This window comes from Klebsiella sp. 141240 (genome assembly GCF_050600805.1).
GTDB classification, from domain to species: domain Bacteria; phylum Pseudomonadota; class Gammaproteobacteria; order Enterobacterales; family Enterobacteriaceae; genus Klebsiella; species Klebsiella aerogenes.
Genome location: NZ_JAQIRK010000009.1, coordinates 78,882 through 93,348 on the forward strand (window position 1 = coordinate 78,882; position 14,467 = coordinate 93,348).

Here is a 14,467-nt window from a genome sequence, read left to right on the forward strand (position 1 = left end):
ATGGCAGATTATCAGGGTAAAAAAGTCGTCATTATTGGGCTGGGCATGACCGGCCTGTCATGCGTGGACTTTTTCATGGCGCGCGGCGTAACCCCGCGCGTGATGGATACCCGCGTCGCCCCTGCCGGGCTTGAGAAGCTACCGGAAGCCGTTGAGCGCCACGTTGGCGGCCTTAACGACGACTGGCTGCTGGCGGCGGATCTGATTGTCGCAAGCCCGGGGATTGCTCTGGCGCACCCTTCACTGAGCGCGGCGGCCGACGCTGGCGTGGAAATCGTCGGCGATATCGAGCTGTTTTGCCGCGAGGCGCAGGCGCCGATTATCGCCATTACCGGCTCTAACGGAAAAAGCACCGTTACCACCCTGGTGGGAGAAATGGCGAAGGCGGCGGGCGTAAACGTCGGCGTTGGCGGCAATATCGGCCTGCCGGCGCTGATGCTGCTGGATCCGGCGCGTGAACTGTACGTGCTTGAACTTTCCAGCTTCCAGCTGGAGACCACCTCCAGTTTGAAAGCCGTCGCGGCAACCATCCTCAACGTGACTGAGGATCATATGGACCGCTATCCGCTGGGGCTGCAGCAGTACCGCGCGGCGAAGCTGCGGGTCTATGAAAATGCTAAAACCTGCGTGGTGAATGCCGATGACGCGCTGACCATGCCGGTACGCGGCGCTGACGAACGCTGCGTCAGCTTCGGCGTCGATGTTGGCGACTATCACCTTAATCGCCAGCAGGGCGAAACCTGGCTGCGGGTGAAGGGTGAGAAAGTGCTGAACGTGAAAGAAATGACCATCAGCGGCCAGCACAACTACAGCAATGCCCTGGCGGCGCTGGCGCTGGCGGATGCCGCGGGCTTACCGCGCGCCAGTAGCCTGAAGGCGCTCACCACCTTCACCGGCCTGGCGCACCGTTTCCAGCTGGCGCTGGAGCATAACGGCGTGCGTTGGATCAATGACTCCAAGGCGACCAACGTCGGCAGTACCGAGGCGGCGCTGAACGGCCTGCATCTCGACGGCACGCTGTATCTGCTGTTGGGCGGCGACGGTAAATCCGCCGACTTTACGCCGCTGAAACGCTATCTTGGCGGCGAGAACGTTCGTCTGTACTGCTTCGGCCGCGACGGCGCTCAACTGGCGGCGCTGCGTCCGGAAATTGCGGTACAAACCGAAACCATGGAACAGGCGATGCGGCAGATCGCTTCGCAGGTCAAATCAGGCGATATGGTCTTACTGTCGCCAGCCTGCGCGAGCCTGGACCAGTTTAAAAACTTTGAACAACGGGGCGATGTCTTTACCCGTCTGGCGAAGGAGTTAGGTTGATGCGTTTCTCTCTCCCACGCCTGAAAATGCCACAGCTGGGCTTGCCCCGGCTGAAGCTGCCGCGACTGCCGGGGATGTTTATTTTTGCCTGGCTTTTCGCCGCGCTGAAAGGTTGGGTGATGGGCTCGCGCCCGAAAGATAACGATAGCCTGGTCATGTATGACCGGATGCTGTTGTGGCTGACCTTCGGCCTGGCGGCGATCGGTTTTATCATGGTGACTTCGGCATCGATGCCGGTCGGACAGCGTCTGGCGAACGATCCGTTCCTGTTTGCTAAGCGTGATGGGCTGTACATTGTGCTGGCCTTCGCGCTGGCGATGATTACGCTCCGTCTACCGATGGAGTTCTGGCAGCGCCACAGCACCGCAATGCTGATCGCCTCGATTGTGATGCTGCTGATCGTACTGGTGGTGGGGAGCTCGGTTAACGGCGCCTCGCGTTGGATCGCGCTCGGGCCGCTGCGCATTCAGCCGGCGGAGTTTACCAAGCTATCGCTGTTCTGCTACATCGCCAACTATCTGGTACGTAAAGCGGATGAGGTGCGTAACAACCTGCGCGGCTTCTTAAAACCGATGGGCGTGATTTTCGTACTGGCGATTTTGCTGCTGGCGCAGCCTGACCTCGGTACGGTAGTCGTACTGTTCGTGACCACGCTGGCGATGTTGTTCCTGGCCGGCGCGAAACTCTGGCAGTTCATCGCCATTATCGGCATGGGGATCTCGGCGGTGGTGCTGCTGATCCTCGCCGAACCGTATCGTATTCGCCGTGTCACCTCCTTCTGGAACCCGTGGGAAGACCCGTTTGGCAGCGGCTATCAGCTGACCCAGTCGCTGATGGCCTTTGGCCGCGGCGAGATGTGGGGACAGGGTCTCGGCAACTCGGTACAGAAACTGGAGTATTTGCCGGAAGCGCATACCGACTTCATCTTCGCGATTATCGGCGAAGAACTCGGTTATATCGGTGTGGTACTCGCGCTTTTAATGGTATTCTTCGTCGCCTTTCGCGCCATGTCGATTGGCCGTAAAGCGCTGGAGATTGACCACCGCTTCTCCGGCTTTTTGGCCTGTGCTATCGGCGTGTGGTTTAGCTTCCAGGCGTTGGTTAACGTCGGGGCGGCGGCGGGAATGCTGCCGACCAAAGGTCTGACCCTGCCATTGATTAGTTATGGTGGTTCCAGTCTGCTGATTATGTCGACGGCCATTATGTTTTTATTGCGAATAGATTATGAAACGCGCCTCGAGAAAGCGCAGGCGTTTACACGGGGTGTTCGATGAGCGGTCAGGAAAAGCGGTTAATGGTGATGGCGGGCGGCACTGGCGGACACGTGTTCCCGGGGCTGGCGGTCGCGCACCATTTAATGGACCAGGGCTGGCAGGTTCGCTGGCTGGGCACCGCCGATCGTATGGAAGCGGATTTAGTGCCGAAACACGGCATTGATATCGATTTTATTCGCATCTCCGGCCTGCGTGGCAAAGGGATAAAAGCGCAACTGTTAGCGCCGGTGCGGATCTTCAACGCCTGGCGACAGGCGCGGACGATCATGAAGCGTTTCCAGCCGGATGTGGTGCTGGGCATGGGCGGTTATGTTTCCGGGCCTGGCGGTCTGGCGGCATGGTCGCTCGGGATCCCTGTGGTGCTGCATGAACAAAACGGCATTGCCGGCCTGACCAATAAATGGCTGGCGAAGATTGCGAAGAAAGTGATGCAGGCGTTTCCCGGCGCCTTCCCGCACGCAGATGTCGTCGGGAATCCGGTGCGTACTGACGTTCTCGCACTACCGCTGCCGGGACAGCGTCTGGTGGGGCGGCAGGGGCCGATTCGCGTGCTGGTGGTCGGCGGCTCTCAGGGCGCGCGTGTACTGAACCAGACTATGCCGCAGGTGGCCGCGAAGCTCGGCGATACGGTGACTATCTGGCATCAGAGCGGGAAAGGTGGCATGGATACCGTGCGCCAGGCGTACGCCGCCGCCGGTCAGCCGCAGCATAAAGTGACTGAGTTTATTGATGATATGGCGGCAGCCTATGCCTGGGCCGATGTGGTTGTTTGTCGTTCTGGCGCGCTGACGGTCAGCGAAATTGCCGCCGCAGGTTTACCGGCGTTGTTCGTCCCGTTCCAGCACAAAGATCGTCAGCAGTACTGGAATGCGCTGCCGCTGGAAAAAGCCGGCGCAGCGAAAATTCTCGAACAACCCGAGTTCACGGCGGATGCCGTGGCGGCCACCCTGGCCGGTTGGGATCGGGAAACCCTGATGGATATGGCGGAACGAGCGCGTGGCGCTTCGATTCCGGATGCTACCGAGCGGGTAGCGGAAGAGGTCAGCGCCGTAGCTTTGGCGCGCTAATCGCGGTGATTTTCACCGCCCGAATAAAGAAGTTGATGGCGTAAAGAATGAATACACAAGATTTGGCAAAACTGCGTTCCATAGTGCCCGAGATGCGTCGCGTTCGGCACATTCACTTTGTCGGCATCGGCGGTGCCGGTATGGGCGGTATTGCCGAAGTGTTGGCGAATGAAGGCTACCAGATTAGCGGCTCCGATCTCGCGCCGAATCCGGTGACTCAGCAATTGTCGCAGCTTGGCGCCACCATTTATTTCAACCATCGCCCGGAAAACGTGCGCGATGCCAGCGTTGTCGTGGTGTCCAGCGCGATCTCCGCGGATAACCCGGAAATCGTCGCCGCGCACGAAGCCCGCATTCCGGTGATCCGCCGCGCGGAAATGCTGGCGGAACTCATGCGTTTCCGTCACGGGATTGCGATTGCCGGTACGCACGGCAAAACCACGACCACCGCGATGGTATCCAGCATTTATGCCGAGGCCGGCCTCGATCCGACCTTCGTCAACGGCGGGCTGGTGAAGGCGGCGGGCGTGCATGCTCGTCTTGGCCATAGCCGCTATCTGATTGCGGAAGCGGATGAGAGCGATGCGTCGTTCCTGCATCTGCAGCCGATGGTCGCCATTGTGACCAACATCGAAGCTGACCATATGGATACTTACCATGGCGACTTCGAGAACCTGAAGCAGACCTTTATTAACTTCCTGCACAACCTGCCGTTCTACGGGCGTGCGGTGATGTGCGTGGATGACCCGGTGATTCGTGAACTGCTGCCGCGCGTTGGCCGCCAAATCACCACCTACGGTTTTAGCGATGACGCCGACGTACGCATTGAAGAGTATCGCCAGGTCGGCGCGCAGGGCCATTTCCGCCTGGTACGCCAGGATAAAGAGGTCATGCAGGTGACGCTGAACGCGCCGGGTCGCCATAACGCGCTCAACGCTGCCGCGGCCGTTGCCGTCGCGACGGAAGAAGGCATTGAAGATGAGGCGATTCTGCGCGCGCTGGAAAGTTTCCAGGGCACCGGCCGCCGCTTCGACTTCCTTGGCGAATATCCGCTGGCGGAAGTCAACGGCAAGAGCGGTAGCGCGATGCTAATCGACGATTACGGTCATCACCCGACGGAAGTTGACGCTACCATCAAAGCGGCGCGTGCCGGCTGGCCGGATAAAAATCTGGTGATGGTATTCCAGCCGCACCGTTATACCCGTACTCGCGATCTGTACGATGATTTCGCCAACGTGCTGACCCAGGTTGATGCGCTGCTGATGCTGGATGTGTATCCGGCGGGCGAAGCGCCGATCCCTGGCGCCGATAGCCGCTCGCTATGCCGTACGATCCGCGGTCGCGGCAAAGTTGACCCGATTCTGGTTTCCGATCCGGCGCAGGCCGCGGAGATGCTGGCGTCGGTATTGACCGGCGACGATCTGGTGCTGGTGCAGGGCGCCGGTAACATAGGAAAAATCGCACGTCACCTGGCTGAAATCAAACTGGTACCGCAAAAAACGGAGGAGGACCGACATGGCTGATAAAATCGCGGTTCTCTTCGGCGGAACCTCCGCTGAACGTGAAGTCTCGCTGAACTCAGGCGCGGCGGTGTTGGCCGGGCTGCGTGAAGGCGGGGTGGATGCCCACCCGGTCGATCCGCGCGACGTTGATATCACCCAGCTGAAAAACATGGGCTTTCAGAAAGCGTTTATTGCCCTGCACGGGCGCGGCGGCGAAGATGGCACGCTGCAAGGCCTTCTGGAACTCATTCAACTGCCGTACACCGGCAGCGGCGTAATGGCTTCCGCTATTTCGATGGATAAACTGCGCAGCAAATTACTGTGGCAGGGGGCGGGATTACCAGTCGCGCCGTGGGTTGCATTGACTCGTGCCCAGTTCAACGCAGGACTTTCTGCTGGCGTTTCTGAGCAGATTGCGGCGCTGGGGCTGCCGGTTATCATCAAGCCGAGCCGCGAAGGGTCCAGCGTCGGCATGTCGAAAGTTAGCGAAAGTTGTGCAATGCAGGATGCATTGGCGCTGGCTTTTCAGCATGATGATGAAGTTCTGATTGAGAAATGGCTCAGTGGCCCGGAATTTACCGTCGCTATCGTCGGTGAAGAAATTTTACCGTCAATTCGTATCCAGGCGGCTGGAACCTTCTATGATTATGAGGCGAAGTATCTCTCTGATGAGACGCAATATTTCTGCCCTGGTTTTGAGGAACCCGCCCGCGAGACAGAAATCCAGAGCCTGGTGCTTAAAGCCTGGAATGTTCTGGGTTGCAAAGGATGGGGACGTATTGACGTGATGCTGGACAGCGATGGCCAGTTTTATCTGCTGGAAGCGAACACCTCACCGGGTATGACTAGTCATAGTCTGGTGCCGATGGCGGCCCGCCAGGCGGGGATGAGCTTCTCGCAGCTTGTTGTACGAATTCTGGACCTGGCGGGGTGATATGTCGCAGGCGGCGCTGAATACGCGGAACCAGGAAGAAGAATCGATTGCTTCTTCGCGTCGGAATAATGGAACCCGGCTGGCAGGGATCGTTTTCCTGCTGGCGGTGTTGTGTACCGTGTTGGTCAGCGGATGGATGGTTCTTGGTTGGATGGAAGATGCGCAGCGTCTGCCGTTGTCGAAAATGGTCGTCACCGGCGAACGTCACTACACGCGTAACGATGATATCCGTCAGGCGATTCTGGCGTTGGGCTCGCCGGGCACCTTTATGACTCAGGATGTCAATATCATCCAGAGCCAAATTGAGCGCCTGCCGTGGATTAAACAGGCGAGCGTAAGAAAACAGTGGCCCGATGAATTGAAGATTCATCTGGTTGAATATGTGCCGATTGCGCGCTGGAATGATCAACATATGGTAGACGTGGAAGGAAATTCTTTCAGCGTGCCGGCGGATCGCACCAGCAAACAGAACTTACCGATGTTATACGGCCCTGAAGGCAGCGAAAATGAAGTGCTACAGGGATACCGCAACATGGGGCAGGTGCTGGCAAAGGATAAGTTCACGTTGAAAGTGGCGGCAATGACCGCGCGTCGCTCCTGGCAGTTGACGCTTAATAACGATATTAAGCTCAACCTTGGCCGCGGCGACACCATGAAACGGCTTCAGCGCTTTATGGAACTCTACCCGGTTCTTCAGCAGCAGGCACAGACCGACGGCAAACGGATAAGCTACGTTGATTTGCGCTATGACTCGGGTGCGGCGGTAGGTTGGGTACCTGCTCCCGTAGAGGAAAATAATCAACAACAGAATCAGGCACAGGCAGAACAACGATGATCAAGGCGACGGACAGAAAACTGGTAGTTGGACTGGAGATTGGCACCGCGAAGGTTGCCGCTTTAGTAGGGGAAGTTCTGCCCGACGGTATGATTAATATCATTGGCGTGGGCAGTTGCCCATCGCGCGGCATGGATAAAGGCGGGGTGAATGACCTCGAGTCGGTAGTGAAATGCGTACAGCGCGCTATCGACCAGGCTGAACTGATGGCCGATTGCCAGATCTCATCAGTGTATCTGGCGCTTTCAGGTAAGCATATTAGCTGTCAAAATGAGATTGGCATGGTGCCTATCTCCGAAGAAGAGGTGACGCAGGATGACGTGGAAAACGTCGTTCATACCGCGAAATCGGTACGCGTACGCGACGAGCATCGCGTACTGCACGTCATCCCGCAGGAATACGCCATCGACTACCAGGAAGGTATTAAAAACCCGGTAGGGTTATCCGGCGTGCGTATGCAGGCGAAGGTACATCTGATTACCTGCCATAACGATATGGCGAAAAACATTGTTAAAGCGGTTGAACGTTGTGGTCTGAAAGTTGACCAACTTATTTTCGCCGGTTTAGCGGCCAGTTATTCCGTATTAACGGAAGACGAACGTGAGCTGGGTGTCTGCGTAGTGGACATCGGCGGTGGTACAATGGATATCGCCGTGTATACCGGCGGCGCGCTGCGTCACACCAAAGTGATCCCTTACGCGGGCAACGTGGTGACCAGCGACATCGCCTATGCCTTCGGTACGCCGCCGAGCGACGCCGAAGCCATCAAGGTTCGTCACGGTTGCGCATTAGGTTCAATCGTCGGTAAAGACGAAAACGTGGAAGTACCGAGCGTAGGCGGACGTCCGCCGCGCAGCCTGCAGCGTCAGACGCTGGCAGAGGTGATTGAACCGCGTTATACCGAACTGCTCAATCTGGTTAACGAAGAAATCCTGCAGCTGCAGGAACAGCTCCGTCAGCAAGGGGTCAAACACCATCTGGCGGCGGGGATTGTATTAACCGGCGGCGCCGCGCAAATTGAAGGCCTGGCGGCCTGCGCGCAGCGCGTGTTCCATACGCAGGTGCGCATTGGCGCGCCGCTGAACATTACCGGTTTAACGGATTACGCTCAGGAGCCGTATTATTCGACGGCGGTTGGGCTGCTGCACTACGGAAAAGAGTCACATCTCAGTGGTGAAGCAGAAGTAGAAAAACGCGTGACGGCGTCGGTGGGCTCGTGGATTAAGCGGCTCAACAGCTGGCTGCGAAAAGAGTTTTAATTTTTTAAGAGAACGCAGACAATTAGCGTTCTCAGGCGACAGGCACAAGACGGAGAGAAACTATGTTTGAACCTATGGAACTGACCAACGACGCGGTGATTAAAGTCATCGGCGTCGGTGGCGGCGGCGGTAATGCCGTTGAACACATGGTGCGCGAGCGCATTGAGGGTGTTGAATTCTTCGCGGTGAACACCGATGCGCAGGCGCTGCGTAAAACGGCTGTTGGCCAGACTATCCAGATCGGTAGCGGTATTACCAAAGGTCTGGGTGCAGGCGCGAACCCGGAAGTTGGCCGTAATGCGGCTGACGAAGACCGAGAAGCGCTGCGCGCTGCGCTTGATGGCGCGGACATGGTCTTTATCGCGGCGGGTATGGGCGGCGGTACCGGTACCGGTGCGGCGCCAGTGGTCGCGGAAGTGGCGAAGGATCTGGGTATCCTGACCGTTGCGGTCGTCACTAAGCCATTTAATTTCGAAGGCAAGAAGCGCATGGCGTTTGCTGAGCAGGGGATCACCGAGCTGTCCAAGCACGTTGACTCACTGATCACCATCCCGAACGACAAGCTGCTGAAAGTACTGGGCCGCGGTATCTCTCTGCTCGACGCTTTCGGCGCGGCGAACGACGTACTGAAAGGCGCGGTGCAGGGTATTGCCGAACTGATTACCCGTCCGGGTCTGATGAACGTCGACTTCGCCGACGTCCGTACCGTGATGTCGGAAATGGGCTACGCGATGATGGGCTCCGGCGTGGCAAGCGGTGAAGACCGTGCGGAAGAAGCGGCTGAAATGGCTATCTCTTCTCCGCTGCTGGAAGACATCGATCTGTCCGGCGCGCGCGGCGTTCTGGTCAACATCACCGCTGGCTTCGACCTGCGTCTGGATGAGTTCGAGACCGTTGGTAACACTATCCGCGCCTTTGCTTCGGATAACGCGACCGTGGTTATCGGTACCTCTCTGGACCCGGATATGAACGACGAATTGCGTGTAACCGTTGTTGCCACCGGTATCGGTATGGACAAGCGTCCGGAAATTACCCTGGTGACCAACAAACAGGTACAGCAGCCGGTAATGGATCGCTACCAGCAGCACGGTATGGCTCCATTGACTCAAGAGCAGAAACCGGTGGCCAAAGTGGTGAACGACAATACGCCGCAAACCGCGAAAGAGCCGGATTATCTGGATATTCCAGCTTTCCTGCGTAAGCAAGCTGATTAAGAATTGGCTGGAAGTTGGGCATCTGCGCTCTTTGTGCTAAACTGCCCTGCCGAATGTATAGTACACTTCGGTTGGATAGGTAACTTGGCGAGATTATACGATGATCAAACAAAGGACTCTTAAACGTATTGTTCAGGCGACTGGTGTCGGTTTGCATACCGGCAAGAAAGTCACGCTGACTTTACGCCCTGCGCCGGCAAATACCGGGGTCATCTATCGTCGCACCGACTTGAATCCACCGGTTGATTTTCCGGCTGATGCCAAATCTGTGCGTGATACCATGCTCTGTACTTGCCTGGTGAACGAGCATGACGTGCGGATTTCTACAGTCGAGCACTTAAATGCCGCACTGGCTGGCCTGGGTATCGACAACATTATTGTTGAAGTCGATGCGCCGGAAATCCCGATTATGGACGGTAGCGCCGCTCCGTTCGTTTATCTGTTGCTGGATGCCGGCATCGATGAACTGAACAGCGCCAAGAAATTTGTGCGTATCAAAGAGACGGTTCGCGTTGAAGATGGCGACAAATGGGCTGAGTTTAAGCCGTACAATGGTTTTTCGTTGGACTTTACCATCGACTTTAACCATCCGGCGATCGACTCCAGCACCCAACGCTATGCGCTGAACTTCTCGGCTGATGCGTTCATGCGTCAGATTAGCCGTGCTCGTACTTTCGGTTTCATGCGTGATATCGAATATCTGCAGTCCCGTGGCCTGTGCCTGGGCGGCAGCTTCGATTGTGCCATCGTTGTTGACGATTATCGCGTACTGAACGAAGACGGTCTGCGCTTTGAAGATGAATTTGTTCGCCACAAAATGCTGGATGCGATCGGTGACCTGTTTATGTGTGGTCACAACATTATCGGCGCATTCACGGCGTTCAAATCCGGTCACGCGTTAAATAACAAACTGCTGCAGGCTGTTCTGGCAAAACAGGAAGCCTGGGAGTATGTGACCTTCGAAGACGACGCAAAACTGCCGCTGGCATTCCGCGCACCGTCAATGGTTCTGGCGTAAGCCTGACCATTCAGTAAATTCGACTGGTAACCTGGTACTCTCTCCGTCCAGGGAACCAGTCGTTTTTCTTTTTAGCCTCCCCAAACCGCTTTTGACTGTGTTTCGCTGGCAATAACCTGTGCGCGTTCGCTGCTTTATTAAGCGTTTTCCCGCAGCATTAGCGTTCATTCCTGCTGTCTCGGCGCGGTATTAATGTTAGTATTTGGGCGCAAAATTTTTCTCTGGGTTGCTTTATCCTGTCGATTTCAGGCTGTACTGCGAAGACCGCCAATAAAATGGACCGCCTGAAAGGACGCAGGAATACCAACTAAAGGTAAAGAAAGTGAGTGGATTGCTGACGCGTTGGCGACAGTTTGGCAGACGGTATTTTTGGCCGCATCTCCTGTTGGGGATGGTCGCGGCTAGCCTCGGCCTGCCTGCGCTTAACAACAGCCACGAAACCACTACGCCGGCGAAAGCCACGGCCAGTAACCATAACCCGAATAAAGTTAACTTCTCCCAGCTGGCGCTGCTGGAGGCCAACCGTCGGCCGAATTTTACCGTCGATTACTGGCATCAGCATGCGATTCGCACCGTCATTCGCCATCTGTCGTTTGCGATGGCGCCGCAGGCTTTGCCGGTGGCGGAAGAATCATCGCCGCTTCAGGCCCAGCATCTGGCCCTGCTCGACACGCTCAGCGCGCTGCTGACCCAGGACAGCAAACCGCCGGTGGTTATCCGCCAGGCGGCGTATATCCCTTCCTCTTATTCTGCCTTCCGCGTCAGCGCCTGGATAAGCCAGGTGGCGGGGATCCGCGCAGGGCCTCAACGTCTCAGCTGAAAATAAACACGGACCATCCTATTTTTTTGACTCCGCACCGCGGGGCGTTTGAGATTTTATTATGCTAATTAAAATGTTAACTAAAGTGTTCGGTAGCCGTAACGACCGTACGCTGCGCCGTATGCGCAAAGTCGTCAATATCATCAACGGTATGGAACCGGCGATGGAAAAGCTCTCTGATGATGAGCTGAAAGCCAAAACCGGAGAATTCCGCGCGCGTCTGGAGAAAGGTGAAAGCCTGGAAAGCCTGATCCCGGAAGCTTTTGCCGTAGTGCGCGAAGCGAGTAAACGCGTCTTCGGCATGCGCCACTTCGACGTGCAGCTGCTGGGCGGTATGGTACTGAACGACCGCTGCATCGCGGAAATGCGTACCGGTGAAGGTAAAACCTTGACCGCGACCCTGCCGGCCTACCTTAACGCGCTGACCGGTAAAGGAGTTCACGTCGTTACCGTCAACGACTATCTGGCGCAGCGTGACGCCGAAAACAACCGTCCGCTGTTCGAATTCCTCGGCATGAGCGTGGGCATCAATATGTCCGGCCTGCCTGCGCCGGCGAAGCGTGAAGCCTACGCAGCCGACATCACCTACGGTACCAACAACGAATACGGCTTCGACTATCTGCGCGATAACATGGCGTTCAGCCCGGAAGAGCGCGTACAGCGTAAACTGCACTATGCGCTGGTGGATGAGGTGGACTCCATCCTGATCGACGAAGCGCGTACGCCGCTTATCATTTCCGGCCCGGCTGAAGACAGCTCCGAAATGTATCGCAAGGTGAACAAAATTATTCCGCACCTGATCCGCCAGGAAAAGGAAGACTCCGACACCTTTACCGGTGAAGGCCACTTCTCCGTGGATGAGAAAGCTCGCCAGGTTAACCTGACCGAACGCGGTCTGGTACTGATCGAAGAGCTGCTGGTGCAGGAAGGCATCATGGAGGAAGGCGAATCGCTGTATTCTCCGACCAACATCATGCTGATGCACCACGTTACCGCCGCGCTGCGCGCCCACGCGCTGTTTACCCGCGACGTTGACTACATTGTGAAAGATGGCGAAGTCATCATCGTCGATGAACACACCGGCCGTACGATGCAGGGGCGTCGCTGGTCCGATGGCCTGCACCAGGCGGTAGAAGCCAAAGAAGGCGTGGAGATCCAGAACGAGAACCAGACTCTGGCATCCATCACCTTCCAGAACTACTTCCGCCTGTACGAGAAGCTGGCGGGGATGACCGGTACCGCGGATACCGAAGCCTTTGAATTCAGCTCCATCTATAAACTGGATACCGTTGTCGTCCCGACTAACCGTCCGATGATCCGTAAGGATATGGCGGATCTGGTCTACATGACCGAAGCGGAAAAAATTCAGGCGATTATCGAGGATATTAAAGATCGTACCGCTGCCGGTCAGCCGGTGCTGGTCGGTACTATCTCAATCGAAAAATCTGAAGTGGTTTCCCGTGAACTGACGAAAGCCGGCATCAAGCACAACGTCCTGAACGCCAAGTTCCACGCCAGCGAAGCGGATATCGTCGCCCAGGCGGGTTATCCGGCTGCGGTCACCATCGCCACCAACATGGCGGGCCGTGGTACCGATATTATGCTCGGCGGTAGCTGGCAGGCGGAAGTCGCCGCGCTGGAAAATCCAACGCCGGAGCAGATTGAAAAAATCAAAGCTGACTGGCAGGTGCGCCACGATGCGGTCCTGGCCGCAGGCGGTCTGCACATCATCGGTACCGAGCGTCATGAATCCCGCCGTATCGATAACCAGCTACGTGGCCGTGCTGGCCGTCAGGGTGATGCCGGTTCTTCCCGCTTCTACCTGTCGATGGAAGATGCCCTGATGCGTATCTTCGCCTCCGATCGCGTATCCGGCATGATGCGTAAACTGGGGATGAAGCCGGGCGAAGCTATCGAGCACCCGTGGGTGACCAAAGCGATTGCCAACGCTCAGCGTAAAGTGGAAAGCCGCAACTTCGATATTCGTAAACAGCTGCTGGAATATGATGACGTCGCCAACGATCAGCGTCGCGCTATTTACACCCAGCGTAACGAGCTGCTGGATATCTCCGACGTGAGCGAAACCATCAACAGCATCCGCGAAGATGTCTTCAAAGCCACTATCGATGCGCACATTCCGCCGCAGTCGCTGGAAGAAATGTGGGATATCGAAGGCCTGCAGGAACGTCTGAAAAACGACTTCGACCTTGATCTGCCAATCAAAGAGTGGCTGGATAAAGAGCCGGAGCTGCATGAAGAGACCCTGCGCGAACGTATTCTGCAGAGCGCGGTAGAAACCTACCAGCGTAAAGAAGAAGTGGTCGGCGCCGAAATGATGCGTCACTTCGAGAAAGGCGTCATGCTGCAAACGCTGGATTCCCTGTGGAAAGAGCACCTGGCGGCGATGGACTACCTGCGCCAGGGTATTCATCTGCGCGGCTATGCGCAGAAAGATCCGAAGCAGGAGTACAAGCGCGAATCCTTCTCAATGTTCGCAGCTATGCTCGAATCGCTGAAGTATGAAGTCATCAGCACCCTGAGCAAGGTGCAGGTGCGGATGCCGGAAGAAGTCGAAGAGATGGAACAGCAACGTCGTGAAGAGGCGGAGCGTCTCGCGCAGATGCAGCAGCTGAGCCATCAGGATGACGATACTCTGGCTGCCGCCTCGCTGGCTGAGCAGACCGGCGACCGTAAGGTTGGCCGTAACGATCCGTGCCCGTGCGGTTCCGGTAAAAAATACAAACAGTGCCACGGCCGTCTAAGCTAAGGGCTGATAAAAAGCAAACCAGGGCGCAGATTTCTGCGCCTTTTTTATGGAGCTGATTCAATGAAAAAACTGCAAATCGCCGTCGGGATAATTCGCAATCCGCAAGGCGAAATATTTATTACCCAGCGTGCCGCAGACGCGCATATGGCTAATAAACTGGAATTCCCCGGCGGCAAAATAGAATCAGGTGAAACGCCGGAACAGGCGCTGGTACGTGAACTGCAGGAAGAGGTCGGGATTACGGTGACGACGTCTGCGTTGTTCGACAAACTGGAGTATCAGTTCCCTGACCGCCATATCACGCTATGGTTCTTCCTGGTGGAAAACTGGCAAGGCGAGCCGTGGGGCAAAGAAGGACAACCGGGGCAGTGGATGGCGCAGCAGGCGCTGGATCCGCAGGCATTTCCGCCGGCGAACGAGCCGATAATCAATAAACTTATTACGCTTGCCTGAGCGCCGG

At 56.6% G+C, this 14,467-nt stretch carries 12 protein-coding genes; all 12 read left to right on the forward strand.

Features of this window, described 5'->3' with window-relative positions; genetic code table 11:
- The 12 genes from murD to mutT all read left to right on the forward strand — a co-directional run bounded on the left by murD (position 1) and on the right by mutT (position 14,460).
- On the forward strand, positions 1 to 1,317 hold the full coding sequence (gene murD / locus PGQ95_RS16600) for a UDP-N-acetylmuramoyl-L-alanine--D-glutamate ligase (protein WP_087860887.1): 1,317 nt from the start codon (positions 1 to 3) through the stop codon (positions 1,315 to 1,317).
- Positions 1,317 to 2,591, forward strand: coding sequence for a cell division protein FtsW (gene ftsW, locus PGQ95_RS16605; RefSeq protein ID WP_015368247.1), 1,275 nt, complete (start codon positions 1,317 to 1,319; stop codon positions 2,589 to 2,591). Before murD ends, ftsW begins: the two co-directional genes overlap by 1 nt.
- Positions 2,588 to 3,658, forward strand: coding sequence for an undecaprenyldiphospho-muramoylpentapeptide beta-N-acetylglucosaminyltransferase (gene murG / locus PGQ95_RS16610; protein ID WP_113374414.1), 1,071 nt, complete (start codon positions 2,588 to 2,590; stop codon positions 3,656 to 3,658). Before ftsW ends, murG begins: the two co-directional genes overlap by 4 nt.
- Before the next feature lie 47 nt (positions 3,659 to 3,705).
- Positions 3,706 to 5,181: a UDP-N-acetylmuramate--L-alanine ligase gene (gene murC / locus PGQ95_RS16615; RefSeq protein WP_020079611.1), complete on the forward strand. Its 1,476-nt coding sequence runs from the start codon at positions 3,706 to 3,708 to the stop codon at positions 5,179 to 5,181.
- Positions 5,174 to 6,094, forward strand: coding sequence for a D-alanine--D-alanine ligase (locus tag PGQ95_RS16620; RefSeq protein WP_045390016.1), 921 nt, complete (start codon positions 5,174 to 5,176; stop codon positions 6,092 to 6,094). The genes murC and PGQ95_RS16620 overlap by 8 nt, the downstream gene beginning before the upstream one ends.
- 1 nt (position 6,095) lies before the next feature.
- Positions 6,096 to 6,929 (forward strand): cell division protein FtsQ, encoded by an 834-nt coding sequence (gene ftsQ / locus PGQ95_RS16625; RefSeq protein WP_087860884.1) that lies wholly within the window; start codon positions 6,096 to 6,098, stop codon positions 6,927 to 6,929.
- The gene (ftsA, locus tag PGQ95_RS16630; RefSeq protein ID WP_002888625.1) at positions 6,926 to 8,188 is read left to right on the forward strand and encodes a cell division protein FtsA; all 1,263 of its coding nucleotides are present in this window, start codon (positions 6,926 to 6,928) and stop codon (positions 8,186 to 8,188) included. Before ftsQ ends, ftsA begins: the two co-directional genes overlap by 4 nt.
- A 62-nt stretch (positions 8,189 to 8,250) precedes the next feature.
- Positions 8,251 to 9,402: a cell division protein FtsZ gene (gene ftsZ / locus PGQ95_RS16635; protein WP_004857884.1), complete on the forward strand. Its 1,152-nt coding sequence runs from the start codon at positions 8,251 to 8,253 to the stop codon at positions 9,400 to 9,402.
- Between the two features lie 100 nt (positions 9,403 to 9,502).
- Complete coding sequence (gene lpxC, locus PGQ95_RS16640) at positions 9,503 to 10,420, forward strand: UDP-3-O-acyl-N-acetylglucosamine deacetylase (RefSeq protein ID WP_015368241.1); 918 nt, start codon at positions 9,503 to 9,505, stop codon at positions 10,418 to 10,420.
- Between the two features lie 322 nt (positions 10,421 to 10,742).
- Positions 10,743 to 11,240, forward strand: coding sequence for a secA translation cis-regulator SecM (secM, locus tag PGQ95_RS16645; RefSeq protein WP_015368240.1), 498 nt, complete (start codon positions 10,743 to 10,745; stop codon positions 11,238 to 11,240).
- A gap of 61 nt (positions 11,241 to 11,301) precedes the next feature.
- Positions 11,302 to 14,007: a preprotein translocase subunit SecA gene (gene secA / locus PGQ95_RS16650; RefSeq protein ID WP_032709883.1), complete on the forward strand. Its 2,706-nt coding sequence runs from the start codon at positions 11,302 to 11,304 to the stop codon at positions 14,005 to 14,007.
- A 60-nt stretch (positions 14,008 to 14,067) separates the two neighbouring features.
- Positions 14,068 to 14,460 carry an 8-oxo-dGTP diphosphatase MutT gene (gene mutT, locus PGQ95_RS16655; RefSeq protein ID WP_087860883.1) on the forward strand — a complete coding sequence of 131 codons (393 nt, stop codon included), beginning with the start codon at positions 14,068 to 14,070 and terminating at the stop codon, positions 14,458 to 14,460.
- The last annotated feature ends 7 nt before the right edge of the window (positions 14,461 to 14,467 follow it).

Bases quoted from the DNA above. Each gene is read 5' to 3' on its own strand.
- secA (WP_032709883.1), top strand. From the start codon at position 11,302: ATGCTAATTAAAATGTTAACTAAAGTGTTCGGTAGCCGTAACGACCGT.
- ftsZ (WP_004857884.1), top strand. From the start codon at position 8,251: ATGTTTGAACCTATGGAACTGACCAACGACGCGGTGATTAAAGTCATC.
- murG (WP_113374414.1), top strand. From the start codon at position 2,588: ATGAGCGGTCAGGAAAAGCGGTTAATGGTGATGGCGGGCGGCACTGGC.
- murC (WP_020079611.1), top strand. From the start codon at position 3,706: ATGAATACACAAGATTTGGCAAAACTGCGTTCCATAGTGCCCGAGATG.
- ftsW (WP_015368247.1), top strand. From the start codon at position 1,317: ATGCGTTTCTCTCTCCCACGCCTGAAAATGCCACAGCTGGGCTTGCCC.
- mutT (WP_087860883.1), top strand. From the start codon at position 14,068: ATGAAAAAACTGCAAATCGCCGTCGGGATAATTCGCAATCCGCAAGGC.
- PGQ95_RS16620 (WP_045390016.1), top strand. From the start codon at position 5,174: ATGGCTGATAAAATCGCGGTTCTCTTCGGCGGAACCTCCGCTGAACGT.
- ftsQ (WP_087860884.1), top strand. From the start codon at position 6,096: ATGTCGCAGGCGGCGCTGAATACGCGGAACCAGGAAGAAGAATCGATT.
- murD (WP_087860887.1), top strand. From the start codon at position 1: ATGGCAGATTATCAGGGTAAAAAAGTCGTCATTATTGGGCTGGGCATG.
- ftsA (WP_002888625.1), top strand. From the start codon at position 6,926: ATGATCAAGGCGACGGACAGAAAACTGGTAGTTGGACTGGAGATTGGC.
- lpxC (WP_015368241.1), top strand. From the start codon at position 9,503: ATGATCAAACAAAGGACTCTTAAACGTATTGTTCAGGCGACTGGTGTC.